This is a genomic window from Streptomyces sp. NPDC044061 (assembly GCF_056434305.1).
Map to the genome: position 1 here is coordinate 484,354 of NZ_JBWKFL010000002.1, position 25,698 is coordinate 510,051.

Annotated in this window: 22 protein-coding genes and 2 pseudogenes; 6 read left to right on the forward strand and 18 right to left on the reverse strand. The window is 68.9% G+C overall.

Going from position 1 to position 25,698, the window contains the following annotated elements; all coding sequences use genetic code 11:
• Positions 1–63 precede the first annotated feature (63 nt).
• Positions 64–1,065 carry a DUF1259 domain-containing protein gene (locus tag AC07CM_RS04660; RefSeq protein ID WP_478874859.1) on the forward strand — a complete coding sequence of 334 codons (1,002 nt, stop codon included), beginning with the start codon at positions 64–66 and terminating at the stop codon, positions 1,063–1,065.
• A complete protein-coding gene (locus AC07CM_RS04665) occupies positions 1,065–2,270 on the forward strand; it encodes a cytochrome P450 (protein ID WP_478874860.1) in 1,206 nt (401 codons plus the stop codon). The genes AC07CM_RS04660 and AC07CM_RS04665 overlap by 1 nt, the downstream gene beginning before the upstream one ends.
• Positions 2,271–2,367: 97 nt before the next feature.
• Here the strand turns inward: AC07CM_RS04665 and AC07CM_RS04670 are convergent, their stop codons facing one another.
• The 5 genes from AC07CM_RS04670 to AC07CM_RS04690 form a co-directional block, all read right to left on the reverse strand.
• Entirely contained in the window at positions 2,368–3,426 is a 1,059-nt protein-coding gene (locus AC07CM_RS04670; protein WP_478874861.1) for a zinc-dependent alcohol dehydrogenase family protein, read from the reverse strand.
• A gap of 274 nt (positions 3,427–3,700) precedes the next feature.
• Positions 3,701–5,035 (reverse strand): Dyp-type peroxidase, encoded by a 1,335-nt coding sequence (locus AC07CM_RS04675; protein ID WP_478874862.1) that lies wholly within the window; start codon positions 5,033–5,035, stop codon positions 3,701–3,703.
• 38 nt (positions 5,036–5,073) lie between these two features.
• The gene (locus AC07CM_RS04680; RefSeq protein ID WP_478874863.1) at positions 5,074–6,126 is read right to left on the reverse strand and encodes a tetratricopeptide repeat protein; all 1,053 of its coding nucleotides are present in this window, start codon (positions 6,124–6,126) and stop codon (positions 5,074–5,076) included.
• A gap of 26 nt (positions 6,127–6,152) precedes the next feature.
• Positions 6,153–7,310 (reverse strand): DUF4331 family protein, encoded by a 1,158-nt coding sequence (locus AC07CM_RS04685; RefSeq protein ID WP_478874864.1) that lies wholly within the window; start codon positions 7,308–7,310, stop codon positions 6,153–6,155.
• A 114-nt stretch (positions 7,311–7,424) separates the two neighbouring features.
• Positions 7,425–7,949: a hypothetical protein gene (locus AC07CM_RS04690; RefSeq protein WP_478874865.1), complete on the reverse strand. Its 525-nt coding sequence runs from the start codon at positions 7,947–7,949 to the stop codon at positions 7,425–7,427.
• A 399-nt stretch (positions 7,950–8,348) separates the two neighbouring features.
• Here AC07CM_RS04690 and AC07CM_RS04695 point away from each other — a divergent pair.
• Positions 8,349–8,459 (forward strand): annotated as a pseudogene (locus tag AC07CM_RS04695) (ferredoxin); the annotation flags it as partial.
• A 1-nt stretch (position 8,460) separates the two neighbouring features.
• Positions 8,461–8,706: pseudogene (locus AC07CM_RS04700) on the forward strand (cytochrome P450); the annotation flags it as partial.
• A 131-nt stretch (positions 8,707–8,837) separates the two neighbouring features.
• Here the strand turns inward: AC07CM_RS04700 and AC07CM_RS04705 are convergent.
• Together AC07CM_RS04705 and AC07CM_RS04710 are read right to left on the reverse strand one after the other, a co-directional pair.
• A complete protein-coding gene (locus tag AC07CM_RS04705; protein WP_478874866.1) occupies positions 8,838–9,131 on the reverse strand; it encodes a hypothetical protein in 294 nt (97 codons plus the stop codon).
• 542 nt (positions 9,132–9,673) lie between these two features.
• On the reverse strand, positions 9,674–10,282 hold the full coding sequence (locus AC07CM_RS04710; RefSeq protein WP_478874867.1) for a TetR/AcrR family transcriptional regulator: 609 nt from the start codon (positions 10,280–10,282) through the stop codon (positions 9,674–9,676).
• Positions 10,283–10,409: 127 nt separating this feature from the next.
• Between AC07CM_RS04710 and AC07CM_RS04715 the strand changes: the two genes are divergently transcribed.
• Positions 10,410–11,171, forward strand: a complete 762-nt coding sequence (locus tag AC07CM_RS04715) for an SDR family NAD(P)-dependent oxidoreductase (RefSeq protein ID WP_478874868.1) — start codon at positions 10,410–10,412, stop codon at positions 11,169–11,171.
• 50 nt (positions 11,172–11,221) lie between these two features.
• Here the strand turns inward: AC07CM_RS04715 and AC07CM_RS04720 are convergent, their stop codons facing one another.
• Positions 11,222–11,677, reverse strand: coding sequence for an SRPBCC family protein (locus AC07CM_RS04720; protein WP_478874869.1), 456 nt, complete (start codon positions 11,675–11,677; stop codon positions 11,222–11,224).
• Between the two features lie 63 nt (positions 11,678–11,740).
• On the opposite strand from AC07CM_RS04720, the gene AC07CM_RS04725 reads away from it, so the two are divergent.
• Complete coding sequence (locus AC07CM_RS04725) at positions 11,741–12,598, forward strand: SDR family oxidoreductase (protein WP_478874870.1); 858 nt, start codon at positions 11,741–11,743, stop codon at positions 12,596–12,598.
• 225 nt (positions 12,599–12,823) lie between these two features.
• On the opposite strand, the gene AC07CM_RS04730 is transcribed toward AC07CM_RS04725, so the two are convergent.
• The 10 genes from AC07CM_RS04730 to folC form a co-directional block, all read right to left on the reverse strand.
• Entirely contained in the window at positions 12,824–14,785 is a 1,962-nt protein-coding gene (locus tag AC07CM_RS04730) for a TIGR03960 family B12-binding radical SAM protein (RefSeq protein ID WP_478874871.1), read from the reverse strand.
• A 70-nt stretch (positions 14,786–14,855) separates the two neighbouring features.
• Positions 14,856–16,355 (reverse strand): CYTH and CHAD domain-containing protein, encoded by a 1,500-nt coding sequence (locus AC07CM_RS04735; protein WP_478874872.1) that lies wholly within the window; start codon positions 16,353–16,355, stop codon positions 14,856–14,858.
• A gap of 91 nt (positions 16,356–16,446) precedes the next feature.
• Positions 16,447–17,646: a rod shape-determining protein RodA gene (rodA, locus tag AC07CM_RS04740; protein WP_478874873.1), complete on the reverse strand. Its 1,200-nt coding sequence runs from the start codon at positions 17,644–17,646 to the stop codon at positions 16,447–16,449.
• Positions 17,643–19,892: a penicillin-binding protein 2 gene (gene mrdA / locus AC07CM_RS04745; RefSeq protein ID WP_478874874.1), complete on the reverse strand. Its 2,250-nt coding sequence runs from the start codon at positions 19,890–19,892 to the stop codon at positions 17,643–17,645. Before mrdA ends, rodA begins: the two co-directional genes overlap by 4 nt.
• A 131-nt stretch (positions 19,893–20,023) precedes the next feature.
• A complete protein-coding gene (gene mreD, locus AC07CM_RS04750; RefSeq protein ID WP_478874875.1) occupies positions 20,024–20,701 on the reverse strand; it encodes a rod shape-determining protein MreD in 678 nt (225 codons plus the stop codon).
• A gap of 16 nt (positions 20,702–20,717) precedes the next feature.
• Positions 20,718–21,656 (reverse strand): rod shape-determining protein MreC, encoded by a 939-nt coding sequence (gene mreC / locus AC07CM_RS04755; RefSeq protein ID WP_478874876.1) that lies wholly within the window; start codon positions 21,654–21,656, stop codon positions 20,718–20,720.
• Between the two features lie 163 nt (positions 21,657–21,819).
• Positions 21,820–22,839 (reverse strand): rod shape-determining protein, encoded by a 1,020-nt coding sequence (locus AC07CM_RS04760; protein WP_031158632.1) that lies wholly within the window; start codon positions 22,837–22,839, stop codon positions 21,820–21,822.
• A gap of 313 nt (positions 22,840–23,152) precedes the next feature.
• Entirely contained in the window at positions 23,153–23,566 is a 414-nt protein-coding gene (gene ndk / locus AC07CM_RS04765) for a nucleoside-diphosphate kinase (RefSeq protein ID WP_478874877.1), read from the reverse strand.
• Between the two features lie 63 nt (positions 23,567–23,629).
• On the reverse strand, positions 23,630–23,992 hold the full coding sequence (locus tag AC07CM_RS04770) for a DUF4233 domain-containing protein (RefSeq protein WP_478874878.1): 363 nt from the start codon (positions 23,990–23,992) through the stop codon (positions 23,630–23,632).
• 9 nt (positions 23,993–24,001) lie between these two features.
• Positions 24,002–25,516: a bifunctional tetrahydrofolate synthase/dihydrofolate synthase gene (gene folC, locus AC07CM_RS04775; RefSeq protein WP_478874879.1), complete on the reverse strand. Its 1,515-nt coding sequence runs from the start codon at positions 25,514–25,516 to the stop codon at positions 24,002–24,004.
• Positions 25,517–25,698: the final 182 nt, after the last annotated feature.

Below are 25,698 nucleotides of genomic sequence, written 5' to 3' on the forward strand. Positions count from 1 at the left end.
AACTGTGCCGGTCAGCGGTCCACGCGGTCTCCCGTGCTTGCATCCTGCGAGGAGGCTCATGACATGACTGACGAGAGACAGCAGAACACCCGCTCCCGACTCACCGCATCCCGGCGTCGTCTGCTGACGGCGGCCGCCCTGGCGCCCGTGGCGACCGGTTTGCCGGTCCGGGCCCACGCCCTGTCCGCCGGACCGGCGGACCGCGCCCTGGTCGCGCCGGTGATGACCAAACTGACGGACTGGGCGGCCGTGGGCGCGGCTCTCGGCCGGCCCGGCGACATGAAGCGCTTCATGTATCACACGGGCTTGCCGCGCCGGGACCTCAAGGTCTACTCGCGCGGCGTCCGGATCGACCCTGCGCTCGCCCTCGGCACCCACGTGTCCTTCGTCCGATACGCGGACCACAGCACGCTCCTGATGGGTGACGCCGTGGTCACCGAACGCGAACTGCAGCGCTTCTGCGACGTCCTGCAGGACCACGGGATCATGCAGACCGCCATCCACAAGCACCTGCTCGCCCACGAGCCGGATGTCTGGTGGGTGCATCTGCACGCCCACGGTCAAGATCCGGTCACCGTCGCTCGCGGTCTGCGCGCCGCATTCGCCGGCACCGGTACTCCACCGGCCGAACCCGCCACCACCGCTGCGCCGCCCGTCGACCTGGACACCGTCGGCATCGACGCCGCGATGGGGGTCAAGGGCGTCGCCGACGGCAAGATCTACAAGTCCACCTACGTCCGCCGCGAGACCGTCGCCGACGGCCACCTGGCCCTGCCGCCGGGGCTGGGCTCGACCACCTCCGTCAACTTCCAGCCGCTCGGCGGCGGAAGGGCCGCCCTCAGCGGCGACCTGGTCATGATCGCCAATGAGGTCCAGCCGGTCCTCACGGCCCTGCGACGCGGCGGCGTCGAACTCGTCGAAGTGCACCACCACAACCTCACCGACGAACCACGCCTGTTCTTCGTCCACTACTGGGCTGTCGGCGACGCCGTCAAGCTCGCCAAGGCCGTTCGCCGGGCCGTGAACGTCACCGACGTCGTACCCATGCCTGGAGGAGCCGGCTGATGGCCGCGGACAACAAGACGATCCACTGCCCGTTCGACTTCAGCGAAGCACTCGACTTCGACCCTGCGCTCGCGGACCTGATGCAGCGCGAGACCCCCGCGCGCATCCGGCTTCCGTACGGTGATGCGGATGCCTGGCTGATCACGGGGTTCGAGGCCGTCAAGCAGGTGACCACCGACCAACGGTTCAGCCGGGCGGGCATCATCGGTCACGACTACCCCCGGATGACGCCGGAGCCCATCGTCTCGCCGGAATCGATCAACGTGATGGACCCGCCGCAGAGCAGCCGCGTCCGCCACCTGGCCTCGCAGGCCTTCACGCAGCAACAGGTCGACGGCCTGCGGCACCGGATCACCTGGCTCACGGACCGCCTGCTGGACGACATGGAGAAGGAGGGACCGCCGGCGGACGTGGTCCAGCATCTCTCCAACAGGCTCCCTCAGCACGCCGTCCTGGACCTCCTGGGTATCGAACGGGAGGAATGGCCCCGGATCGAGGAGTCGGTGCACCAGCTGCTCGTCGTCGGCGCGGACAGCAAGGAGGCGGCCGCGACGGCCAAGGCCAATCTGACGGCCTACTTCGCCGAACTGGTCCGACAGCGCCGGAAGTCACCCGGCCCCGACCTCATCAGCGCGATGGCCGCGGCACGGGAGGGCGAGGAGCAGCTCGACGACACGGAACTGGCGGTCATGACGCTGACGCTGGCGCTCAGCGGCCAGGACACGGCGACCTGCCAGATCAGCAACATCATCTACCTGCTCCTGACACGTCCCGAGCTGATGCGGCACCTCACGCGCCGGCCCGAGACCCTGACCGACGTCGTGCACGAGATGCTCCGCGTCATCCCGTTCCGCAAGGGGGTAGGAATCCCACGCGTGGCTCTCGAGGACGTGGAACTGGACGGTGCGCGGATCAAGGCAGGCGACTTCGTGCACGTGTCGTACCTGACGGCCAACCGTGACCCGGAGCGCTACCCGGCCCCGCACGCCCTCGAAGTCGACCGCCCCAGCGCTCCGCACATGACGTTCGGCTGGGGCGGACACCGGTGCATCGCCATGCCGTTGGCCATGGCGGAGCTCGAGGTGGCCATCGGCCGCCTCGTGGAGAGATTCCCCGGCCTGCGCCTCGCGGTGCCGCCGGAGGAGCTGCGGTGGGACACGGCGACGATCAGGCGGTTCCCGCTGGAGCTGCCTGTGGCCTGGTAGGACAGGCCTGGTTCACGGCGTCCAGGTGGAGCGCCTCACCGCACCGACGACCTGGACGCCGTTCGCCATGTCCGCTCGGCACCGGCAGGCCCGCTTCTCACCCGTCGTCCTCGTCCGGGCCGTCTTCGAAGACGAAGAGCGGTTTGGTGCCATGTGCGGGCGCTTCGGCGAGCGAGACGGCTTCGGTGAAGCGTTCGAGCGGGAACGGCCGGCCTCGGGGGATGCTCAGCACCTCGTCGGTGACGAGACCGCGAACCTGGGACAGCGCGCGCAGCGCATCCTCGGGTGAGGCAGTGCCGAACCAGCGGTTCAGCCAGAAGCCACGGACCGTTTTGGTCTCGTAGATGACCGAGCGTGCCTGCAGCGGGATCGTCAGCGCCGCCGGGTCGGTCTGCCGATGGGTGGAGAGCGCGCCGTAGACCACGAGTTCCCCGCCCGGAGCCAATGCCTGGGACACCTGGGCACCCACGGGGCCCGCGACACAGTCGACGGCCTTGCGCACGCCGGCCGGTCCCGCGATCTCGGCCACACGCCGCAAAAGGTCCTCGTCCTCGGTGCAGATGACCTCGTCACCACCGAAGGCTCTGATCTCCTCGACGGCATCGCGCCGCCGCACGACATTGATCGTGCGAATACCCAGATGCCTGGACAGCTGAATGACGAGCCGGCCGACGGTGGAGCCGGCGGCCGTCTGCAGCAGCCATTCACCCGGCTGTACGTCGAGTTCGCGAGTCACGAGGAGCAGCGCGGTCAGCGGATTCACGGCGAGTTGACAGGCGCTGGAGTCGCTCAGCCGGTCGGGGACCGGCAGGAGCCGTCGTGCATCGGCAACGAGGTATTCCTGCCAGGTGCCGGCCACCTGGGGCCCGGGTACCGCCGGGACCGCGGCGGCCACCACGCGCTCGCCGATCCTCAGTCCCTCGGTGTCCGGGCCGAGCGCCTCGATGCGGCCCACGCACTCCATGTGACCCCCGACGGTGGGGAACTCGGGGGAGAAACCGTAGCGGCCACGCAGCACATGCAGATCACTGGCGTGAATCGGAGTCGCCTTCACACGGATCAACGCCTGACCGGCTTCCGGCGTGGGAACAGGCCGGGATTCCAGCCGCAGGACATCGACAGGCTCGCCGACCTTTCCGGCCACGAGCGCGCGCATGGATCGAGGCATGAAAGGCCTTTCGTCGCTCAGCGCCCGGTGCCGGCTCACCGGACGGTGTGCTGGTCCGTCGAGGCCTCGGGAACCTGCCGACTCCGGGACGACTGAGCCAGAACAGGGCGAGGACGGCCGTCACCGGCCACCTCTGTGAGGGCTCCTGGCCTGCGCAGCGTCTGCCCCTATTTTCACACTGGGGTCCGCGCATCGCACCCGTTGCTTGCGGCCTGGAGTGCGGCGGAGGTGGAACAAGAGAGCCACTCCGGCACGGGTCGGCTCAGGAGCCGGGGTCGGCCAGCCAGCGCAGTGCGCTGAGGCTCGGCAGGAAGAAGTACTCGCCGCCACGCGTGGTGACGAAGCGCACGACGTCGTGCAGGCGGCGCCGGACGGGGTGCCGCGGGATGGTGAAGGTTCCCGAGCCGTCATTGTCGCCCGTGAGCAGATCCTTCTCGACGTCGAGGCCGGTGAAGTTGCCGTCGTTGAACCATTGCGACTTCACGAACTCGAACTGACGGTCGAGGTGCGCGTTGACCGCGACGAACACGATGCCGCGGTCGGCGCCGTCGTCGTCCAGGGTGCCGGCCGGCAGCGGCGGCCCGTAGCTGGTGCTCCGCCGAATCAGTCGGTGGAGATCGACGTCACCGATGATCTCCGAGTCGCGCGGATTGGCACGCCTGGCGTGGGCGCCATGGGGGCAGACCGTGCCGTGCGGATCGGACGTGTAAAGGAAGTCGTTGTTGCGCTGCTCGTCCCCCCCGAGGTCCGGATCGTCGTGCTCGGGCGCCAGGATCAAGGGGGCTCCGCTCGGCCAGCGGCCCACGATCTTCGCGGCGAGCAGGGACTCCCCTTCAGGGCTGTCGGCGTTGTCGCGGAGATACCGCCGGAAAGCGGCGACGCGCGTGTGCAGCTTCCGCCAGACCACGAACGTGCCGTTACGGCCCAGCACCTCCGGCGCCGGCATCGGCGGCAGGTTTCCCGTCTCGTCGGGATAGCCCAGCACGAACTCACCCGCCTTGAGGGTGGGACCGCCCCCCGGGGGGTTCTCCGCGCCACTGCCTTCCACCGCGGGATTGCTGATGCCGTCCTTGTAGCCGAAGCTGGTGCGCCCCGAGGCCAGTTGGTACAGCTCCTGCCGATACACCACCTGAACGCCGGGAAGCTGCGCGCGCGCCTGACGAGCCCGTTCGAGGACGACGGCCAGTGACTCCTGGTCGGCGGCGATCAGGGACAGCACGACATGCACCTGCCCAGTGCCGAAGGGCGGCTCCCACTGCGCGGGCGCGCTCTCGCCGGTGTCGCCCAGGAACTCGGCCCGGGCCGCCATGCCCTGCCGGAACTCCTCGGGGAAGCTGTTCAGGGAGGCCTGCGGCACCTGGAGCGCCTCGAGCCCCCGGTACGTCACAGCGACATTGAGGAGCGCCGGCAGGGGCGGCTGCCACCAGTCGGCTGCGGAGTCGACCAGTTCGGCCAGCCGTGCCATCAACTCACGGCCGGCGCGGGGGTCATCCACCCGGAGCAGGATGTACGTGCCGACGTACGGTGACGGCCGGGTACGCAGCACGATGCCCTGAATGTCGTCGAGTTGCAGAGGTGGGCCTTCAACCGTCGTCATCTCGTCCCCTCGGTCAAGCATTGCCCGATTTGTACCAATTATTGGTTCTGTCGGTGCTGTCCGACACGGCATCTCGCGCGATCGACGAGCGTGCGGGCACGGGGAGTCGGCCGCAGCGCGAGGTTCTGCAGCGACAGCCGAAGAGCTTGCTGAGGGTCACCGCCGACCGTCAGCCAGAACTCCGCCGCGTGATCCGCGTACGCCTCGGGGTGGCGTGCCATCAACTCCGCGTAGCGTGCGGCAGCGTGGGCTCGCCAGAACCGAGTCTCCGCCGATGCCTCGAACCTGCCCAGGAGGCGGGCAAGGCGGGTCGCGTGGACGGGATCGTCGCTCACGAGGGCCAGCCGGCGCAGGCGTTCCACCGCCACGGCCGTCCTGCCCTCGGTGGCGTCGGCCTCGGCGAGGTGGCCCTGGGCCGGCACGTAGGACGGCAGTCGGCGTGTCGCAGACTGCAGCCAGAGGCGCGCACGCGCCGGGTCGCCCTCGGCCAGCCACGTCTGCCCGCACTGGAATTCGAGCACGGCGAGCGGGAAGGGACTGACCCCGCGGTAGCCATGTCTCGCTGCCAGACACCACCTCTCGGCCTCAGCCGTCTCGCCACGCTCGGCGTGCCATCGGGCCAGGGCGGCCAGGGCACTGAAGTCATGCCGCTCCGACAGCGCGCGTCGGTGCCGGGCGAGCGCCTCGTCGTACCGCCCGACCGCCTGATGGACGGCGGCTTGCTCTTCGTCCAGACTTCGCCGGTCGAGCCCCAGCGCGGCCGCCGCGTCGAGATCGACCTGCGCCGCCGAGAACCGATGAAAGAGGGCGGCCAGCCTGGCGCGGGCCACGCGGGCCCGAGGATCGCTCGGTGCCTGGCCGACGTACACCTCGGCCAGCGACGCGGCGCGCTCGGCCTCGTCGATACGGCCCAGTACGTGCCCGCGCAGGGCGGTCAGCTCGACCAACTCGCCCCACCCGGCACAGGTCAGGCTTCCCCGCGCCGCCCGGCCCGCAAGGCCCTCGATGCGCGCGTCGAGGTTGCCCATCGCGATCAGGCCCGCCGTCGTCGGCGGACCGTCGGAAAGATCGTGTCTCGTCCCGTTGCTCACACGGTCGGCCGTTGTGAAGCCGCCTCTCATGGGCTTGCGGAGGCCGCCGGAATCGAAACCGGTACGGGCGGCTCCAGGTTGGGCGGTGCCAGATACGGAAACTCCCGAGAAGCCGGCGCCGTCGCCCGGTCGACGCCGTCGCTGACCCGTGGGCCGTGGAAGGCGTTGACGATCAGCGTGTACAGCGTGTCGATGACGTCGTCGTTGAGCGAGCGGCCACCACAGGTCGCGTACGGCCGCCCCTCCAGCAGGGCGCGCTCGATCTCGAAGTAGCTGTCCTCGGCGTACGGCCTCGCCACGTCCACGACCAGGAAGTCGGCGAGCAGCAGGTCGGTCAGCGGATGTGTCCCGTCCGGGCCCGTCTGCCAGTCGAGCTTGCCGTCCAGACCGTCGAAGAAGACCAGGTTGGCGTTCAGCCGCGAACGGTAGGCGTCCAGGTAGTGCGGACCCAGCCGGAACGGGTCCTCCTCGTTGTAGAGATCGCGCAGATCCACGACCTTGTTCGCGGTGTCGACCCCGTTCTCCGACATCAGAACGTTCTTCACCTCCGGGCGGCCGAGCCGCTCGAGGCGTAGGGGATAGGGGCCGCTCGTGACGGTTTCCGCGGCAACGGCGAACACGGTGCCCGAGGCCGGACCGAGCCTCCCGGCGACGTCGAACTCGACGACGATGGTCAGGACATCGACGTCCTCCAGCGAGTTGGTGCCCTTCGGGAGGAAGGCGAGCCGCCGCTCAGCCCGCGTCTGCACCTCCTTGCCGACGTCCATGAAGAAGGGATCCATCCGCAGCCCGGCGTAGACGCGTACGCCGTGGCCCTCGCCGCCCCGCTCGTCGTCCACATCGAACACGACCGTCTCCCCGTCCGGGAGCACGCACGTGCCCCGCTGCGTCACCTCCTTGTCGGCGTCCGACTCGACGGGGCCTGAGAACGTGCAGGTGAACGCGTACTCGTCGGCGCCGATCTCGAAGAGCGACCCGGGCTGACCCTGCGCAACGGCTGCGGGTCGCACACGGAACCGGTAGTCGGCGGCGTCGGAGAACAGGACCCCTGGGCGGGCATTGGGGAAGACGTCCATGACGAGGACGAGCCGACCCGTGCGGGAGGGGCTGGGAAATGCGTAGATATCGGCGAGGTCGATGGCTGGATCGATCTCGGCGCGGGTGCCGGAAAGATGGTCGGACATGATGCTGCGACCTCCGCTGACGGGGCCGGGCCGACGACCGGTCGCCGTTGCCGGCCGCCAGGTGTGCCCAGGCGTCATTGCCAGGGCTACGGCGCCTGCGACGCGGGACGACTGCTAGCCGGACGCGGCATCCAGCAACGTGTTGAACGCCTCCGTGACCTTCTGCGCCTTGGCGGTGTCCTCGACCGTCATGGTCGGATTGGAGGCGTACCACATGTCGGCCTCCACGATCTTCGTCGCCAACCAGTCGACGATGTGCGGATCGGCCGCCCCGGGATATCCCTCCGCGACACCTTCGAACATCTCATCGAACCACGGTGCCGCGTTGGCGAAGATGTCCGCCATGTACGGCTTGAAGTCCCCGTCATAAGTGACCGCGCCGATGACCTGGGTGTCGTTGTTGATGAACGTGACACGGAAGTCGTGAACCGTGCCGACGAGTTTCTCGTAGTGAAAGGCGTCTTCCTGGATCTTGGACGCGTTCTGCCGGAACCTCTCCGCCCCACCCGGCTTGGCATCGAAGAGAACGGTGATTTCCGCTACCTCCCCGACCCGCTTGCCGTAACCGTCGGGCTGCCTGGCCACGGCTGGAGTCGCGTCCGCCGGAGTCGCCGCCTTCGCGGAGCTCTGTGTCGTCATGACTCCCTCTCCCTTTGATCGTCTGTCGGCTGGCGTGCGGCGTCTCCTCCGTTCCGAGCGCGTTCCCTACGGCCCCCACAGCCAGCTTTGTCCTCCTCCCGGGCGCAGGCAAGACGATCACTTCCCGGGTCGAAGACGGCTTGTCCACGAAGGTCGGCACGGGCCCGCGGCCGATAACGCCGCACCGCGTCTGACCAGCAAGGATCACCCGATCCCAGTTGGCCGGGAGAGGGCTTGCCCGCGGCCCGCCCCCGGTTTGCGGGCCGTTTCGGAGGAGTCGATCCTGAAAGGAGAGGCATGCCATCCGATCGTATGGACCGAGCGCAGGGGCTGCGGAGCTCGCGGCGTGGGCCGCCGACGCGCCGGGGGGCCGCGCCCTGATCAGGGAGCGGGTTCCAGATGAGGCTTGTCGTCGATCTCAACCGGTGCCAGGGATACGCGCAGTGCGTCTTTCTCGCCCCGGACGTCTTCTCCCTACACGGGGACGAAGCGCTGCTGTTCTTCCCTCGATCGCTTCGAGGACCCCGACCGGTTCGATCCCGGCCGCAAGGACAACGAGCACCTGGGTTTCTACACCGGCATCCACTACTGCTTCGGCGCCCCTCTCGCCCGCATGGAACTACATGTGGCTGTGTCCGAACTGTTCCGCCGGGTCAAGTTCTCGGGGCTGCTCGAGGACCCGCCGCCGTACCGCGCCAACGCGGTGCTGCGCGGCCCCCGCCACCTCCCCGTCGCGATCGAGGGCATCACGGCCTGAGCCCCCGTCATTCCCGCTGTCGCGTCGGCGGCAGTGAGTCGCCTACGGCAACGGCAACAACGTCGTCTGCGCTGCGGGGTTCTTCGCGCTCGCGGTCGTTGAGCTTGCGACGCAGAATCGAGGAGTTGCGGTTACGCATCTTTGCGAACCCGCATGATGTTGCCGAGGGGCCTGTGCTCCGCCGTCGCCCGCCACGGATTCAAGGACAGACTGTCCAGCTTCCTCAGGTTGTCCTCGCCGGAGATGTCCTGCTGCGGGATACGCAGCTTCGCCACGGTGACCGTGACGTCTTTCACCGGCCTCTGCTCCAGGTCGGCACAGAGCTGGATCTGGATGTCGAACTCGTAGGGGCGCTGGCGCAGTTCGGACACCAGAGCCGGCCGGAAGACCTCCGGTGCCGAGGCCAGGTCGAGACTTCGCTGCACCACCTTGCCGGCGATCCGATCAGCATCAGCACCGCCGACGCCGCGCCGCTGTGGACGGCCATCGCAGCGACGACGCAGGCGTCGCTGAGGGCCACCACTCCGCAGGTGAGCGCACCGCGGGCCCAGCGGGTGTCGACGCCGCGCCGGGTCAGCGCGGCGCTGAGTGGGCTGATACCCAGCAGACCGACCATGGCGACCAGCGCGTAGCCGCGCTCTGCGGAGAGCAGCCAACGGGGTCACGGATGCCCCCCATGAGCCGGCGGTGACGTCTGGGGCCGGTCTGGTGAGGGATCCCACAAGTGCCCCGACCACTGGCGCGAGGGCACGTGGAGGGCTATCTTCGATAGGGAGAACGACCGGTCTTCCTACCTAAGAGGATGCCGGCTCTCGGCCTTCCGTCGGGGACCGTCTCCAGGCACGGGAGTGCCAGTGGGTCCCTGTGTACGACGAAGAGAGATCAAAAGGTTCCATGAAAGCAATCCGTGCCCCGGCCTGACCGGAGCCTCGCAGAGGGTCGCTGTTCCGCGCCCCTCCCGAGAGGGTCAGCCCTCCGACCGGATCAGCCGGACCGCGTCCAGCAGCGTCTTGTGGGCGGCCGACCAGTCGTCCAGGTAGCCGGCTGCCATTGCGCCGTCGTACAGCATCAGCAGCGCACCGGCGGCCGACTTCGGGTCGGCGTGGCCGAGCCGGGTGAGCAGGTCCTGGAAAAGGGTGCGGATCCAGTCCCGGTGGGCCGTCACCAGACCGCGGACCGGATGGTCGGCGTCCGGGTATTCGGCGGCAGCGTTCAGGAACGGCGATCCGCGGAATCCGCGCTCGCGGGCGTGCTCGGAGATCGCCTCGAAGATGAGGTCGATGGCTTCCGCGGGCGGGGGCCCGGCGGCCAGCGGTTCGGCCACCTGCCGGTAGTAGGCGTCCTTGGTCAGCAGATAGGCCACGACCAGGTCGTCCTTGGAGGCGAAGTGCCGGTAGAAGGTCGCCTTGGTCACCCCGGCCTCGGCGATCAGCCGCTCCACGCCGATCGCGCGGACGCCCTCGTAATAGAACAGCCGCGACGCGGCCCGGACCAGACGTTCGCGGGGCGGTAGGTCTCCCTCGCTCTTGATCTCTTGACGTGCGGCGTTGGTGGTCTTCTGCCCAGTGCTGCTCACTTCCCCATTGTGCCCTCGGCCGGGCCTTGAGCGGCCTCCACCTTCGTACGGCCCTGCCCGCAGGGCCTTCATCTCCCCATCCCGTGCGGCCCGCGGCATCGTGGCCGTTCACCGAAAGGCTTGAACCATGTCTCGTCGTCTTGAAGGAACTGTCGCCCTGGTCACCGGGGCCTCCAGCGGTATCGGTCACGCCACCGCCCTGGAGCTTTCCCGCGAGGGCGCCTCGGTGGCCCTGGTCGGTCGGCGCGAGGACCGCCTCACCGACCTTTCCGCGGAAATCACCGACGCCGGCGGAAAGGCCCTGGTCGTGCCCGCCGACATCACCGACGCCCAGGCCGCCACGGAAGCCGTCGAACGGACTGTCGAGAGCCTCGGTCGCCTGGACACCCTGGTCAACAACGCCGGCCTCATGCTGCTCGGCCCCGCCCCCGGCGCGGACCTGACCGACTGGCGGCGCATGATCGACATCAACCTCATGGGCCTGATGTACACGGCCCACGCGGCCGTCCCCCACCTGGTCAAGGCAGCGGCCGAGGACCCGCGCCGGGTCGCCGACATCGTCAACATCGGCTCACTCGCGGGCCGCGGCGCCTTCGCCATGTCCGCCGTGTACTGCGCCACCAAGTTCGGCGTCGGCGCCTTCAGCGAGGCCCTGCGCCAGGAACTCGCACGCCAGCACGTCCGCGTCTCCGTAGTCGAGCCCGGCAGCGTCGACACCGAACTGCGCGCCCACAACCCGGCTGTCATTCAGCAGCAGCTCGCGGCTCACATGGGCGACATCGAGCGGCTGCAGAGCCAGGACATCGCCGACACCGTCAGCTACATCGTCACCCGTCCCCGGCACGTGGCCGTCGCCGAGCTGCTCGTGCGCCCCACCGAGCAGATCTGAGCACCAAGTCCGTGGTCAACTGCAAGACTCGGCGGCAGGGCAGGACGTCATCACCGATGACGACACAGGGCTTCCAGTCGCTCTGTCGCCTCGCGGAAAAGCCTGTCGATGTGATGTCGGCCGACCCGCAGGAGCAGGTGGACGGGAGGCCGGGCGTCGATGGCGAGGGTCCAGGTGACGGTCGTCCTCGCGTCCGCCGAGGGCGTCAGGGTCCAGTTCTCCACCAACGCACCGACACCGGGCGCGTTGGATTCCTGGGCGCAGTAGGCGAAGCGCTTGCCGGGGTCCCACGCGATGATCCGTTCGCGGGCCCGGATCACTCGGTACAGGCGGAAGAAGCGCACGGAGCCGACGCCGTAGGGGGGTGAGCCCTCGAAGTGGACGTCGTCCGCCGGGGCGAACCAGCGGGGCCAGTCCTCCGGGTGCTCGGCGAGCTGCTCGAAGAGCGCGTCGGCGGACGCCACTGAACGGCGCAGTCTGAAGACCACTATTGGCCTGTCTCGCATCCATCCCAGGATGGTGCGTTCCGGTTTGACATATTCGCTGCTATCACCTGAGAGGATGTGACGATGATTCTGGTGACCGGCGCGAGCGGGAACGTCGGAACGGCTCTCCTCACTCGTCTTCATGCCGACGGCGTGGCCGCGCGGGCGGCTTACCGTGATCCGCACACCACGGCTCAGGTGATCAGGGCGGGCGGTCAGGCAGTGACGCTCGATCTGGCCATGCCGGACACAATCGGTCCTGCTCTCGATGGCATCGAGGCCGTATTCCTTCTCGGCGCGACGAGTCCCGCCCAAACGACGCACGAACTCAACATGCTGGAAGCCGCCCGTGCAGTGGGTGTCCGGGTGGTCAAGCTGTCGGTCTGGAGGGCCCACGAAGGACTCTCGCCGATCGCCCGCCTGCATCAGCCTGTCGAACAGTCGCTGGTTACGTCCGGTTTGCCCTGGACGATCCTGCGCCCCAACTTCTACCTGCAGAACTTCCTGCGCCAGCCGTCCATCCGCGAGGTCGGGGAGTTCAGCCTCCCATTGATCACTGCACCCATAAGTTTCATCGACATTGGCGATGTCGCCCGTGTCGCTGCGAGGGTTCTCACCACTGATGGCCACGACGGCTGCGTCTACGACCTCACCGGGCCGAAGGCGCTGACCTACGCTGAAGCCGCCGAAGAGTTTTCCGACGTCCTCGGCAGGCCGGTGCGCTACGTGGGCCTACCGGACGACGAAGCGCGCGCGGCAATGCTGATGCGCGGGATGCCGGAGTTCTACGTCGATGCTCTGATCGGAGTTGCCCGCGCTTACCGCGACGGCGGTGCCGAGACCGTCACTTCAACCGTGGCCGACCTCACGGGCCGTGCAGCCATGGGTTTCGCCGATTTCGTGCGCCAGAACCGCAACTTCTTCGACCGACCATGGTCCTGATCGGCCTGCACCCGGTGTGCGATCACCGAAAGCCGGCTCCCTCCTGACGAGCGCCAGGCCATGTTTGCGTTCACCGGCCGCCGGTGGTTCCGGTGTGGTACCTCTTCAGCGCGAACAGGATCAGGAGCCCAGCCCGGACCGGGACGGCAACCAGACCGAAAGAACACCCGAGCCCCCTCCCTGACGGGGAAGGGGCTCGACCGACCACAAAGTCACGTGCTCACGTCAGTGCGCGTGACCGCTCGAAGCCGGCGTCGGACCGGCGTTCTTCACCGTGAGCGGCAGCAGCTTCTTGCCCGTCGGGCCGATCTGGATCTGGGTGTCCATCTGCGGGCAGACACCGCAGTCGAAGCACGGAGTCCAGCGGCAGTCCTCGACCTCGGTTTCGTCGAGGGCGTCCTGCCAGTCCTCCCAGAGCCAGTCCTTGTCCAGGCCGGAGTCGAGGTGGTCCCAGGGGAGGACCTCCTCGTAGGTGCGCTCGCGGGTGGTGTACCAGTCGACGTCGACGCCGAAGGGCTCCAGGGCCTTGTCGGCGCAGGCCATCCAGCGGTCGTAGGAGAAGTGCTCGCGCCAGCCGTCGAAGCGGCCGCCGTCGTCGTAGACCGCGCGGATGACCGCGCCGATGCGGCGGTCGCCGCGGGAGAGCAGGCCCTCGACGATGCCCGGCTTGCCGTCGTGGTAGCGGAAGCCGATCGAGCGGCCGTACTTCTTGTCGCCGCGGATCTTGTCCCGGAGCTTCGTCAGACGGGCGTCCGTCTCCTCGGCGGAGAGCTGGGGCGCCCACTGGAAGGGGGTGTGGGGCTTGGGGACGAAGCCGCCGATGGAGACCGTGCAGCGGATGTCGTTGGACCTCGAGACCTCACGGCCCTTTTGGATCACGTGCATCGCCATGTCGGCGATCTGAAGGACGTCGTCGTCGGTCTCCGTCGGCAGGCCGCACATGAAGTACAGCTTCACCTGGCGCCAGCCGTTGCCGTAGGCCGTGGCGACCGTACGGATCAGGTCCTCCTCCGAGACCATCTTGTTGATGACCTTGCGGATGCGTTCCGAGCCGCCCTCGGGGGCGAAGGTCAGACCGGAGCGGCGGCCGTTCCTGGTCAGCTCGTTGGCCAGGTCGATGTTGAAGGCGTCGACACGGGTGGAGGGGAGCGAGAGGCCGATCTTGTCCTCCTCGTAGCGGTCCGCCAGGCCCTTGGCGATGTCGCCGATCTCCGAGTGGTCCGCGGAGGACAGGGAGAGCAGGCCCACCTCCTCGAAGCCGGTCGCCTTCAGGCCCTTGTCGACCATGTCGCCGATGCCGGTGATCGAGCGCTCGCGGACCGGGCGGGTGATCATGCCGGCCTGGCAGAAGCGGCAGCCTCGGGTGCAGCCGCGGAAGATCTCGACCGACATGCGCTCGTGGACGGTCTCGGCCAGGGGGACCAGCGGCTGCTTGGGGTACGGCCACTCGTCCAGGTCCATGACCGTGTGCTTGGACACGCGCCACGGCACGCCCGACTTGTTCGGGACCACGCGGGCGATACGGCCGTCCGGCAGGTACTCGACGTCGTAGAACGCCGGGATGTACACCCCGCCCGTCTTCGCCAGGCGGAAGAGGACCTCCTCGCGGCCGCCGGGGCGGCCCTCCGCCTTCCACTCGCGGATGATCCGCGTCATGTCGAGCACGGCCTGCTCGCCGTCGCCGATGACCGCCGCGTCGATGAAGTCGGCGATCGGCTCCGGGTTGAAGGCCGCGTGGCCGCCGGCCAGGACGATCGGGTCGTCGATCGTGCGGTCCTTGGACTCCAGCGGGATGCCGGCCAGGTCCAGGGCCGTGAGCATGTTGGTGTAGCCCAGCTCCGTGGAGAAGGACAGGCCGAACACGTCGAAGGCCTTCACCGGGCGGTGGGAGTCCACCGTGAACTGCGGGACGCCGCGCTCGCGCATCAGCGCCTCCAGGTCCGGCCACACGCTGTACGTGCGCTCGGCGAGGACGCCCTCCTGCTCGTTGAGGACCTCGTAGAGGATCATGACGCCCTGGTTGGGCAGGCCGACCTCGTATGCGTCCGGGTACATGAGCGCCCAGCGGACGTCGCACTCGTCCCAGTGCTTGACGGTGGAGTTGAGCTCTCCGCCGACGTACTGGATCGGCTTCTGCACGTGGGGAAGCAGAGCTTCGAGCTGCGGGAAAACCGACTCGACAGGCATCTCGCGAACCTTCATGAGCTGACAGGGGTGACCATTCAGCGTAACCCGCCCGGAGGCCTCCCCCGTACGCTCAGACGGACGCCCCGGAAGTGATCTCCCGCCACAGGCCGGGCAGCTCCGCCTCCACCGCCGCCGCCCGGGCCTCCTCCCTGCCGTACAGCAGCCCGTACGTGAAGGCGCTCTCCCCCGCCGCGTGCGCCACGGCGGACAGCTCACGCAGGGTGCGGCGGGCCATGACGCTGTCCTGGTGGTCGCCGAGCAGGCTGGTCAGGGACTTCATCGACTTGGCCAGGGAGCGGGCGTGGGCGCCCAGGGCCGGGATGGCCGCCTCGGCCGCGTACCGGGTGCGCTTGGCCTTCTTGCGGGCCTCGTGGATGGCGATGTCGCGTTCCTCGCCGGGCGGCAGGTCGAGGGCCTCGGTGATCAGGCGGGAGACCTTGGCGAAGTCCTTGCGTACGGCCTTGGCGAGCACCTTGTCGGGCTTCCGCGCGGCCTTCTTCCGCAGCGGCGGGTCGGCGAGCAGGGCGTCCATGGTGTCGAGCAGGGCCAGGTAGCGGCCGGAGTCCAGGATCGCGATGAGGTGGCCGCGGGCGCTGCCGTGCTCGGCGCTCGCCCAGTTGGTGAGCCGTTTGTGCAGGGGGCCGGAGACGAGGGCGGGCGGGAGGTCGTCGAGGGCGGTGGTCAGGCGGTCGGCCAGGACCTCCTGGTCACGGTCGGCGCCCAGCTCCCCGGCCAGCCATTTCAGCTCGGCGGCGATCGGCTCGGTGACGGCCGGGTCGAGGACCGTGCCGAAGGTGCGGAAGGTGCTGCGCATGCGGCGGGTGGCCACCCGCATCTGGTGGACGGAGTCCGGCACGTCCCGGCGGACGCCCGGGTCGTGCCCGATGATCGCCTCGCGCTGTTCGCGCACGTAGGCGAGGACGTGGTCGCCGGCGGTCACGGGCTTCGCGCGCCGTCGGAAGCCCTGTTTCCGGCCGCCTGTCTGTTCCAGCGCCCGGGCCAGCTTCGACGGTGACTTCGACGGCCGTACGCCCGCCTTGCGCAGGCGTTTCTCCACCTGGTCGAGGAAGGCCGGATCACCGTCGTCGGCCAGCTCCACCTCGATCTCGGTCCACTGGGCGTTGCCGCCCTTGCCGGTGAGCCGCTCGGCGGTCACCGCGTCGACGCTGGCCTCGGCCAGGAGTGCACCGTCGGCGTCGACCAGGTGGCGTACGTCGCGGGCGGAGCGGAGCCGGACCAGGGGGACCAGTTTGGTGTCACGGACCCGGGAGCGGACCAGTGCGGCGATCTCCTCGGGGACGGTGTCGGACAGCGGCGCCCTGATCTCGTCGCGGACACCGGTGGCGACCGGGAACTTCAGGTGCCAGCCGGCGTCCGTGCCGCCGGTGCGGCGGCGCAGGGTGAGGGCCGCGGCGGCCAGGCGTTGGTCGGCGGTGTCGTAGTAGGTGGCGTCCAGTTCGACCACGCCCTTGTCGAGGACGTTCGTCACCCCGCCGACGCCCGTCAGGTCGGGCAGCCCGCTGTCGTCGGATTCGTACTTGCGCTCGATCTCGCGTTTCGCATCCGCCATGAACCGAATCTAGTGGCAGAGCGGCCGTGAGGGCAGGGGGCATCTGGGGTGAATGGCGGGAAAACTTCCACCATTCACCTGGTGAACCGCCTCATGCGGACATCGGTCGCTGCACCTTGATCGACTGCAGTAGCCCCACTGCCATCCACACCGCGAACATGGACGATCCTCCGTAGGACACGAACGGCAGGGGCAGGCCGGTGACCGGCATGATGCCGAGGGTCATGCCGATGTTCTCGAAGGACTGGAAGGCGAACCAGGCGACGATCCCGGCCGCGACCGTCGTGCCGTACAGCTCGGTGGAGTCGCGGGCGATGCGGCAGGCGCGCCACAGCACCACGCCGAGCAGGAAGATGATCAGGCCCGCGCCGAGGAAGCCCAGTTCCTCGCCCGCGACCGTGAAGACGAAGTCCGTCTGCTGCTCGGGGACGAACTGTCCGGTGGTCTGCGAACCGTGGAAGAGCCCGGCACCGGTGAGGCCGCCGGAGCCGATGGCGATACGGGCCTGGTTGGTGTTGTAGCCGACGCCCGCGGGGTCCAGGTCCGGGTTGGCGAAGGCGGCGAACCGGTTGATCTGGTACTCGTCCAGGATGTGCAACTGCCAGATGGCGACGCAGCCGATCACGCCCGCGGTGAGCAGGCCGAAAATCCAGCGGTTGGAGGCGCCGGAGGCGAGCAGCACGCCCAGGATGATGGCCACCATGGCCAGGACCGTGCCGAGGTCGGGCATGAGCAGCACGATCAGGATCGGTACGGCGGCCAGGCCCAGCGCCTGGAGGACGGTGCGATGGTCGGGGAACTGGCGGTCACCGGCGTCGACCCGGGCCGCCAGTATCATCGCCATGCCCAGGATGATCGTGATCTTCACGAACTCGGCGGGCTGGAGGGAGAAGCCGCCGCCGAAGACGATCCAGTTGCGGCTGCCGTTGATGGTGGCGCCCAACGGGGTGAGCACCAGCAGCACCCCGAACAGCGAGACGCCGTAGAGGATCGGAACGGCGTTGCGCAGGGCGCGGTGGCCGAGCCAGATGACGCCGATCATCAGGGCGAATCCGATGCCGGTGTTCATGACGTGCCGGATCAGGAAGTAGTACGGGTCACCCTGGTTGATCTCGGTGCGGTTGCGGGTCGCCGAGTACACCAGCAGCGAGCCCATCAGGGACAGGGCGGCGGCCGCCAGCAGCATCGGCCAGTCGAGCCGGCGGGCCAGTGAGTCGCGGGCGAAGATCCTGGTCCAGCCGGCCCGCTCGGGGCCGTACCCGGAGACGGAGAAGCCGTTGGCGCCGGTCATGTGAGCATCCTCCGGCTTCCCCTCCTGCGCGGCCGCCGGCGGGTGTTGCTGTTGCCCGTGCTGGGCGAGGGCGAGGTGGCGGGCTGCTGGTCGTCCCCGTTGGTGGGGTTGTCCTTCTGGGAGGCCTCGGCGTCCTTGCCGGGGTCTCCGGTGATCTTGGGGGCGGTGATGGTGCCGTCCGGGCGGACCTTCGGCAGCCCCTGCTCCGGCTCGGGCAGGAGCGCCTTCTTCTTGTCGACGGAGCCGTCGCTCTGGACGCCGTACAGCGCGCTGTAGATGTTGCGCACGGCCTCGCCGGAGGCTCCGGAACCTGTACCGGCCTGGGCGATCGTCATGATCACCGTGTAGTCCTTGGAGTAGGTGGCCAGCCAGGAGGTGGTCTGCTTGCCGTAGACCTCGGCGGTACCTGTCTTGGCGTGCAGCGGGATCTTGTTCTGCGGCCAGCCGCCGAACTTCCAGGCGGCGGTACCGCGGGTGATGACGCCCGCGAAGGCGTCGTCCATGCCGTTGAGGGTGGCCTGGGTGACGGGCAGCCGGCCCGTCTTCTTCGGCTTGATCCGCTGCACGGACTTGCCGTCGGCGCTGATGATCGCCTTGCCGATGGTCGGCTGGTACATGGTGCCGCCGTTGGCGACGGCGCCGTAGATCACGGCCTCCTGGATCGGCGTGACGAGGGTGTCGCCCTGGCCGATCGAGTAGTTGATCTCGTCACCCTCGCGCATCTTGTTGCCCTCGAGGCAGTTCTCGTACGCGATCCTCTCGACGTAGGAGCCGTCCTTCTTACCGGACTTGCACCAGGCGTCCTTGTTGGCCTTCCAGTAGTTCAGCTTCCACTGCCGGTCGGGGACGCGGCCGGTGACCTCGTTGGGCAGGTCGATGCCGGTCTCCTTGCCGAGGCCGAACTGGTGGGCGGTCTTGAAGAAGTGGTCCTTGGGCTGGCCCTTCTTGGGGTTGATGCCGCCGTCCTTCTTCCACTCCCGGTCGGCGAGGCCGTAGAAGACGGTGTCGCAGGAGACCTCGAGGGCGCGGCCGAGGGAGATCGGGCCGAAGTTCTCGCCCTCGAAGTTCTTGAAGACCTGGCTGCCCACCGAGTACGAACTGGTGCACGGGTAGCCGCCGTCCCAGACATAGCCGGCGTTGACCGCGGCGGCCGTGGAGACCACCTTGAAGGTCGAGCCGGGCGCAGCCTGACCCTGTATGGCCCTGTTCAGCAGGGGGTAGTCGGAGTTTTTGCCGGTGAGGGCCTTGTAGTCCTTGCCGGAGATGCCGCCCACCCACACGTTCGGGTCGTACGTCGGCGCCGAGGACATGGCGACGATCCGGCCGGTCTTGGCCTCCATCACCACGACGGCACCGGAGTCGGCCTTGTAGTTCTCGCCGGTGATCTTGTCGAACTGCTCGCGGGCCTTCTTCATGGCCTTGTCCAGCTCGTACTCGGCGACCCGCTGCACCCGGGAGTCGATGCTGGTGACCAGGTTGGAGCCGGACTCGGCGGCGTCCGACCTGGCCTTGCCGATGACCCGGCCGAGGTTGTCCACCTCGTAGCGGGTGACGCCGGCCTTACCGCGCAGCACCTTGTCGTACTCGCGCTCCAGGCCGGAGCGGCCGACCATGTCGGAGCGCAGGAAGGGCGAGTCGGTGTCCTTGGCCTTCTGGATCTCCTCGTCGGTGACCGGCGAGAGGTAGCCGAGGACCTGCGCGGTGTTGGACTTGCCCGGGCCCGCGTATCGGCGCACGGCCTCCGGCTCCGCGGTGATGCCGGGGAAGTCCTCGGCGCGCTCGCGGATCTGCAGGGCCTGCTTGGGCGTTGCCTCGTCGGTGATGGGGATCGGCTGGTACGGCGAGCCGTTCCAGCAGGGCTGGGGGGTCTTGGCGTCGCACAGCCGGACCTTCAGCATGACCTCTGCGGGCTTCATGCCGAGGACGCCGGCCAGCTTGGCGAGGACGGCCTTACCGTCGTCCTTCTGCTTCAGCAGGTCCGTGCGGGACGCGGAGACGACCAGGCGGGTCTCGTTGTCGGCGAGCGGCACACCGCGGGCGTCCAGGATGTCACCGCGCACGGCGGGGTCGACGACCTGCTGGACGTGGTTGCCGGACGCCTCCTTCTGGTATGCGGCGCCCTCCCGGATCTGCAGGTACCACAGGCGGCCGCCGAGAGTGCCGAGGAGGGACAGGACGAGGATCTGGATCACGACGAGCCGGATCTGGACCCGTGGGGTCCGTCCGGTCTCGGGGATGTTGGTCACTGCGGCCGTCTCCCCCTCTCAGTGCGCGGATGTGTGTGCGCGTACGAATGATGAACGAACAGCCTGTGAAGCCGCGTTCCGTGAAAGCTGCCCCGTTCGGGTGAACTCGCCGGGGCCGAACTCGGCGTCGCTCACAGCCGCTTGACCCCCTTGATGCGGCCGACCCGGGTCGAGCGGGTGCGGGCCTTGGTCTTGAGGGCGCCGAGGCCGCCGCGCTGGCTGCCGATGCGCAGGCCGGTGCCGGAGGACAGCCAGCCGGAGGAGATGTCGCCGGCCTTGGCCGCCGGGCTGGTCTCGGCGAGCGGGTCGTTGTCGGAGCGGCGGGCCAGCCACATGATGCCGGGGACCACGAAGGGCGCGAGCAGCAGGTCGTACAGGGCGGCCGAGAACAGCAGCCCGGTCAGGCCGACATGGCGGGCGGCGGTGTCGCCGACGAGGGCGCCGACGCCCGCGTACAGCAGGGTCGAGCCGACGGCGGCGGCGACCACGACGGCCATCGGGCCGGTCGCCGACCTCAGGCGGCCGTTCTCCGGCCTGACGAGTCCGGCGAAGTAGCCGATGACGCACAGCACGAGTGCGTAGCGGCCGGCCGCGTGGTCGGCGGGCGGGGCGAGGTCGGCGAGCAGTCCGGCGCCGAAGCCGACGAGGGCGCCGCCCACATGGCCGTACACGAGGGCGAGGCCGAGGACGGTGAGCAGCAGCAGGTCGGGGACGGCGCCCGGCAGGTGCAGACGGGCGAGGGCGCTCACCTGGATCACCAGGGCGACGACGACCAGTGCGCTGGAGAGCAGGATCCGGTTGACACGCATGGGTAAAACTCAGCTCCTACTGCTGCTGGCCGTCTTGGGGTGCGTCCGCCGAGGGGGTGACCGTGACGGTCACCCTCGGCGTCGGGACAGGCTTTGGCTTGGCCGGCAGGACCTCGTCGCGCGGGTCCTTCTTCGGGGCCTCGACGACCACTCCGACGATGTCGAGCTTGGAGAAGCCGACGTACGGGGTGACGTAGAGCGTGCGGGTGAGGCCGCCGCCGGAGGGGTCGACTCGGGAGACCACGCCGACCGGGACGCCGGGCACGAAGGGCTTGTCGGCCTGGGAGCCGAAGGTGACGAGACGGTCGCCCTTCTTCACCTCCGCCTTGCCGTTGAGGAGTTCCACGCGCAGCGGGCGGTCGCCCTGCCCGGAGGCGAAGCCGAGTTCGTCGCTGTTCTCCATGCGGGTGCCGACGGTGAAGTCGGGGTCGTTGGCGAGCAGCACGGTGGAGGTGTCGGGGCCGACCGTGGTGACGCGGCCGACGAGGCCGTCGCCGTTCAGCACGGTCATGTCCCGCTTGATGCCGTCGTTCGCGCCGGCGTCGATGGTGATGGTCCAGGAGAAGCCCTGCGCCGCTCCTATGGCGATGACCTGGGCGCCCTTGATGCCGTACTGGCCCTCACCGGCGATCTTCAGCATCTTGTCGAGCTGCCCCAGGCGGCTGCGGTTGCGGTCGTCGCTGCCGAGCTTCGCCTTGAGGGCCGCGTTCTCCCGCTCCAGCGTGGCGAGCCGGTCGTGGCGGCTGCCGGAGTCACGGACGGCGGAGACGGCGTTGCCGACCGGATCGACCGCGGAGGACAGCCCGTTCTCGATCGGGCCGAACACCGCGGCCGCGGCCTGCCGGGCACCGTCGACCGGTGAGTTCCGGCCTCCGCGGATGTCCACCGTGATCAACGCGAACGCGATGGCGATCAGCAGGACCAGGAGCAGCCGGCTCTCTTTCGTGTCCCTCACGTGCGGCGGCCGTGCCCTTCCTCAGTAGGAATTCGGGGACCCTTTGATGCGCCACTCGTGAAGCGCAAACCAGGAGGGCCCATTTGTGGGAGCTTATGCCTCTATATCAACGATCCGCCGCACGAGAGGAGATCGTCTCGTACGGCGGAATCGAAGCGTTACGTCATCTGCGCGGCTGGGCGTCCAGAACCTGCTGGAGCGCCTCGAACTCCTCGACGCACTTGCCGGAGCCGAGCGCCACGCTGTCCAACGGGTCCTCGGCGATGTGGATCGGCATGCCGGTCTCCCGCCGCAGCCGCTCGTCCAGACCGCGCAGCAGCGCTCCACCGCCGGTCAGAACGATTCCCCTGTCCATGATGTCGCCGGACAGCTCCGGCGGGCACTTGTCGAGAGTCGTCTTGACGGCGTCGACGATCGCGTTGACCGGCTCCTCGATCGCCTTGCGCACCTCGGCGGCCGAGATGACGACGGTCTTCGGCAGCCCGGAGACCAGGTCCCGGCCGCGGACTTCGGTGTGCTCGTCGGCGTCGAGGTCGTACGCCGAACCGATCGTGATCTTGATCTGCTCGGCCGTGCGCTCACCCAGCAGGAGGCTGTACTCCTTCTTGATGTACTGGATGATCGCGTTGTCCAGTTCGTCGCCGGCCACGCGGATGGACTGGGCGGTGACGATGCCGCCGAGCGAGATGACCGCGACCTCCGTGGTGCCGCCGCCGATGTCCACCACCATGTTGCCGGTGGCCTCGTGGACGGGCAGGCCGGAGCCGATGGCCGCGGCCATGGGCTCCTCGATGATGTGCACCTGGCGCGCGCCGGCCTGCGAGGACGCCTCGATCACGGCACGGCGCTCGACGCCCGTGATGCCCGAGGGCACACAGACGACGACCCGCGGCCGGGCGAGATACCGCCGCTTGTGGATCTTCAGGATGAAGTAGCGGAGCATCCGCTCGGTGATCTCGAAGTCGGCGATCACGCCGTCCTTCAGTGGACGCACGGCGACGATGTTGCCCGGCGTCCGGCCGATCATCTTCTTCGCTTCGGCACCGACCGCGAGGATGCCACCGGTGTTCGTGTTGATCGCGACGACGGAGGGCTCGTTGAGTACGATTCCCCGGCCCCTGACGTACACCAGCGTGTTGGCGGTCCCGAGGTCGACAGCCATGTCACGGCCGATGAACGACATTGAGTTCCCCATCCGGATTCATCTGGCCTTCCCGAGCTTTTGAGGGCATATCAGGTCGGCGAGGCGGGTGCTGTGACGTGAAGGCTTCCATCGTAAACGCGCCTGCACGAACACTGCGCGAGGGTCTTCGCCATTGTCAGCAGATGGCGTGCCGCCTCGCTTGTGGAGACGGGCCATCGGGGGCACACGTTCCCCCGATCGGCAACGCATATGCCGAGGGACGGCCGAAAACGTACGGCCGTCCCTGGTCAGAGTCCCGAGTGGAGCTGACGTACCCTCAGAAAATTCTCTGAAAAGATCCGCTCTGTGTGCCTCAGGCGCGGCCCGGGAAGAAGATCTTCACCTCGCGCTCGGCCGACTCCTCGGAGTCGGAGGCGTGGATCAGGTTCTCGCGGACGATCACACCGAAGTCGCCACGAATGGATCCGGGGGCGGCCGCGATCGGGTCGGTCGGACCGGCCAGGGCGCGCACGCCCTCGATGACCCGCTCGCCCTCGACGATCAGGGCGACCACCGGGCCGGAGGACATGAACTCGACCAGCGGCTCGTAGAACGGCTTGCCGACGTGCTCGCCGTAGTGCTGCTCCAGCGTGGCCCGCTCCAGGGTGCGCAGCTCCAGCGCGGTGATCTGCCAGCCGGCCTTGCGCTCGATGCGGCTGATGATCTCGCCGGTCAGGCCTCGACGAACGGCGTCGGGCTTGAGGAGGACGAGGGTGCGCTGGCTCACGAGGGACTCCTTACGACTGACGTGTGCGGTGGGACGAGGTTACAGGGCGTGTCCGTGACCCCGTCACGCAGCGTCAGGTGTAGAGGAGGACGCCTCCGCCTGTGCCGCGAACCTGGCCTTCGCCTCGTCCACCTTCCTCCCGAAGTGCACCGACGCCCACCACAGGGCGGCGAACACGGCGCCCATGAAGTACATGGTCGGGACGAAGACGCCGGAGGCGATCAGGGCGAGCTGCAGGGCCCAGCCGAGGGCGACGCCGCCGGGCCGGGTCACCATGCCGCACAGGAGCAGGCACAGGGTCATGGCGAGACCGCTGACCAGCCATACGGTGGACACGGACAGGTCCGGGTCCTTCATGGCCACGAGCCCCGCGAACCCGATGACGAAGAACTCGCCGATCAGCGTCGATGAACAGAGCGTACGCACGACGGAACCTCAGCCCTTTCCCAGCAGCAGGCGGGCCTCGCCCACCGTGATGACGGACCCCGTGACCAGCACCCCGCCGCCCGTGAACTCGCCTTCCTCCTCGGCCAGCGTGATCGCGGCCTCCAGAGCCTCGGGCAGCCGCGGCTCGACCTGGACGCGCTCCTCGCCGAACACCTCGACGGCGATCGCGGCCAGCTCGTCCGCGTCCATGGCGCGGTGCGTGGAGTTCTGGGTGACGACGACCTCGGCGAAGATCGGCTCGAAGGCCTCGAGCAGCCCCCGCACGTTCTTGTCGGCGCTCGCCCCGACCACACCGATCAGCCGGCTGAAGTCGAACGCCTCCCGCACGGCCTCGGCGGTGGCCTCCGCGCCCGCCGGATTGTGGGCGGCGTCGAGGACGACGGTGGGAGACCGCCGTACGACCTCCAGGCGTCCCGGCGAGGAGACGGCGGCGAAGGCCTTGCGCACGGTGTCGATGTCCAGCGGCTCCGCGCGCTGCGCGCCGACGCCGAAGAACGCCTCGACGGCGGCGAGCGCCACGGCCGCGTTGTGGGCCTGGTAGGCACCGTGCAGCGGCAGGTACACCTCGGCGTACTCGCCGCCCAGACCGCGCAGGGTGAGCAACTGCCCGCCGACCGCGACCTGCCGGGCCACGACCCCGAACTCCAGCCCCTCGCGGGCCACGGTGGCGTCGACCTCGACGGCCTTCTTCAGCAGGACCTGCGCGGCGTCCACCGGCTGCTGCGCCAGGATCACGGTCGCGTCCTGCTTGATGATGCCGCCCTTCTCACCGGCGATCTCGCCCGGCGTCCCACCGAGCCGGTCGGTGTGGTCGAGCCCGATGGGGGTGACCACCGCGACATCGCCGTCGATCACGTTGGTGGCGTCCCAGGAACCGCCCATGCCCACTTCCACGACGGCCACGTCGACCGGCGCGTCCGCGAAGGCGGCGTACGCCATGCCCGTGAGGACCTCGAAGAAGGAAAGCCGGTACTCCTGCGAGGAGTCGACCATCTCGATGTACGGCTTGATGTCCTGGTACGTCTCGATGAACCGCTCGGCGGAGATCGGGGCGCCGTCCAGGCTGATCCGCTCGGTGATCGACTGCACGTGCGGGCTGGTGTACCGGCCGGTGCGCAACTCGAAGGCGCCGAGCAAGGCCTCGATCATGCGGGCCGTGGAGGTCTTGCCGTTCGTCCCCGTGATGTGGATGGAGGGGTACGAGCGCTGGGGGTCGCCCAGGACGTCCATCAGCGCGGCGATCCGGCTGACGGAGGGCTCCAGCTTGGTCTCGCCCCAGCGGGTGGCCAGCTCCGCCTCGACCTCGCGCAGGGCCTTGTCGACCTCGGGGTCCTCCGGCCGCGCGGGTACGTCGGCGTGCGGCCGGCCGCCCTGGGTGCGCAGGGTGCGGCTGCCGGCCTCGATCACCGCGAGGTCGGGGTCGCGGTCGGTCTCCTCGGCGATGAGTTCCTCGAAGGCGTCGAGGGGGTCGGGGGTGTCGCTGGTGCCGGACGTTTCACTCACGGGGTCAGTCTACGGAGCCGCGGTGACGAAGGGTGCGGTGGCTCTGTCGGCCGGTTCGGGGTGGCTGGTCGTGTCGGTCCACTGCGGGGGCGTGGGGGCTGGTCGCGCCCACGCGGCGGGGCCGCACGCCGGCGGGGCCCGGCGGCCCCTGAAGGACGGCGAAGGCCCCCGGTGCCTGATGC

Coding starts and splice junctions, on each gene's coding strand:
- AC07CM_RS04660 (WP_478874859.1), top strand. CDS start 64: ATGACTGACGAGAGACAGCAGAACACCCGCTCCCGACTCACCGCATCC.
- AC07CM_RS04665 (WP_478874860.1), top strand. CDS start 1,065: ATGGCCGCGGACAACAAGACGATCCACTGCCCGTTCGACTTCAGCGAA.
- AC07CM_RS04670 (WP_478874861.1), bottom strand. CDS start 3,426: ATGCGCGCGCTCGTGGCCGGAAAGGTCGGCGAGCCTGTCGATGTCCTG.
- AC07CM_RS04675 (WP_478874862.1), bottom strand. CDS start 5,035: ATGACGACGGTTGAAGGCCCACCTCTGCAACTCGACGACATTCAGGGC.
- AC07CM_RS04685 (WP_478874864.1), bottom strand. CDS start 7,310: ATGTCCGACCATCTTTCCGGCACCCGCGCCGAGATCGATCCAGCCATC.
- AC07CM_RS04690 (WP_478874865.1), bottom strand. CDS start 7,949: ATGACGACACAGAGCTCCGCGAAGGCGGCGACTCCGGCGGACGCGACT.
- AC07CM_RS04715 (WP_478874868.1), top strand. CDS start 10,410: ATGTCTCGTCGTCTTGAAGGAACTGTCGCCCTGGTCACCGGGGCCTCC.
- AC07CM_RS04720 (WP_478874869.1), bottom strand. CDS start 11,677: ATGCGAGACAGGCCAATAGTGGTCTTCAGACTGCGCCGTTCAGTGGCG.
- AC07CM_RS04725 (WP_478874870.1), top strand. CDS start 11,741: ATGATTCTGGTGACCGGCGCGAGCGGGAACGTCGGAACGGCTCTCCTC.
- AC07CM_RS04730 (WP_478874871.1), bottom strand. CDS start 14,785: ATGCCTGTCGAGTCGGTTTTCCCGCAGCTCGAAGCTCTGCTTCCCCAC.
- AC07CM_RS04735 (WP_478874872.1), bottom strand. CDS start 16,355: ATGGCGGATGCGAAACGCGAGATCGAGCGCAAGTACGAATCCGACGAC.
- rodA (WP_478874873.1), bottom strand. CDS start 17,646: ATGACCGGCGCCAACGGCTTCTCCGTCTCCGGGTACGGCCCCGAGCGG.
- mreD (WP_478874875.1), bottom strand. CDS start 20,701: ATGCGTGTCAACCGGATCCTGCTCTCCAGCGCACTGGTCGTCGTCGCC.
- AC07CM_RS04760 (WP_031158632.1), bottom strand. CDS start 22,839: ATGTCGTTCATCGGCCGTGACATGGCTGTCGACCTCGGGACCGCCAAC.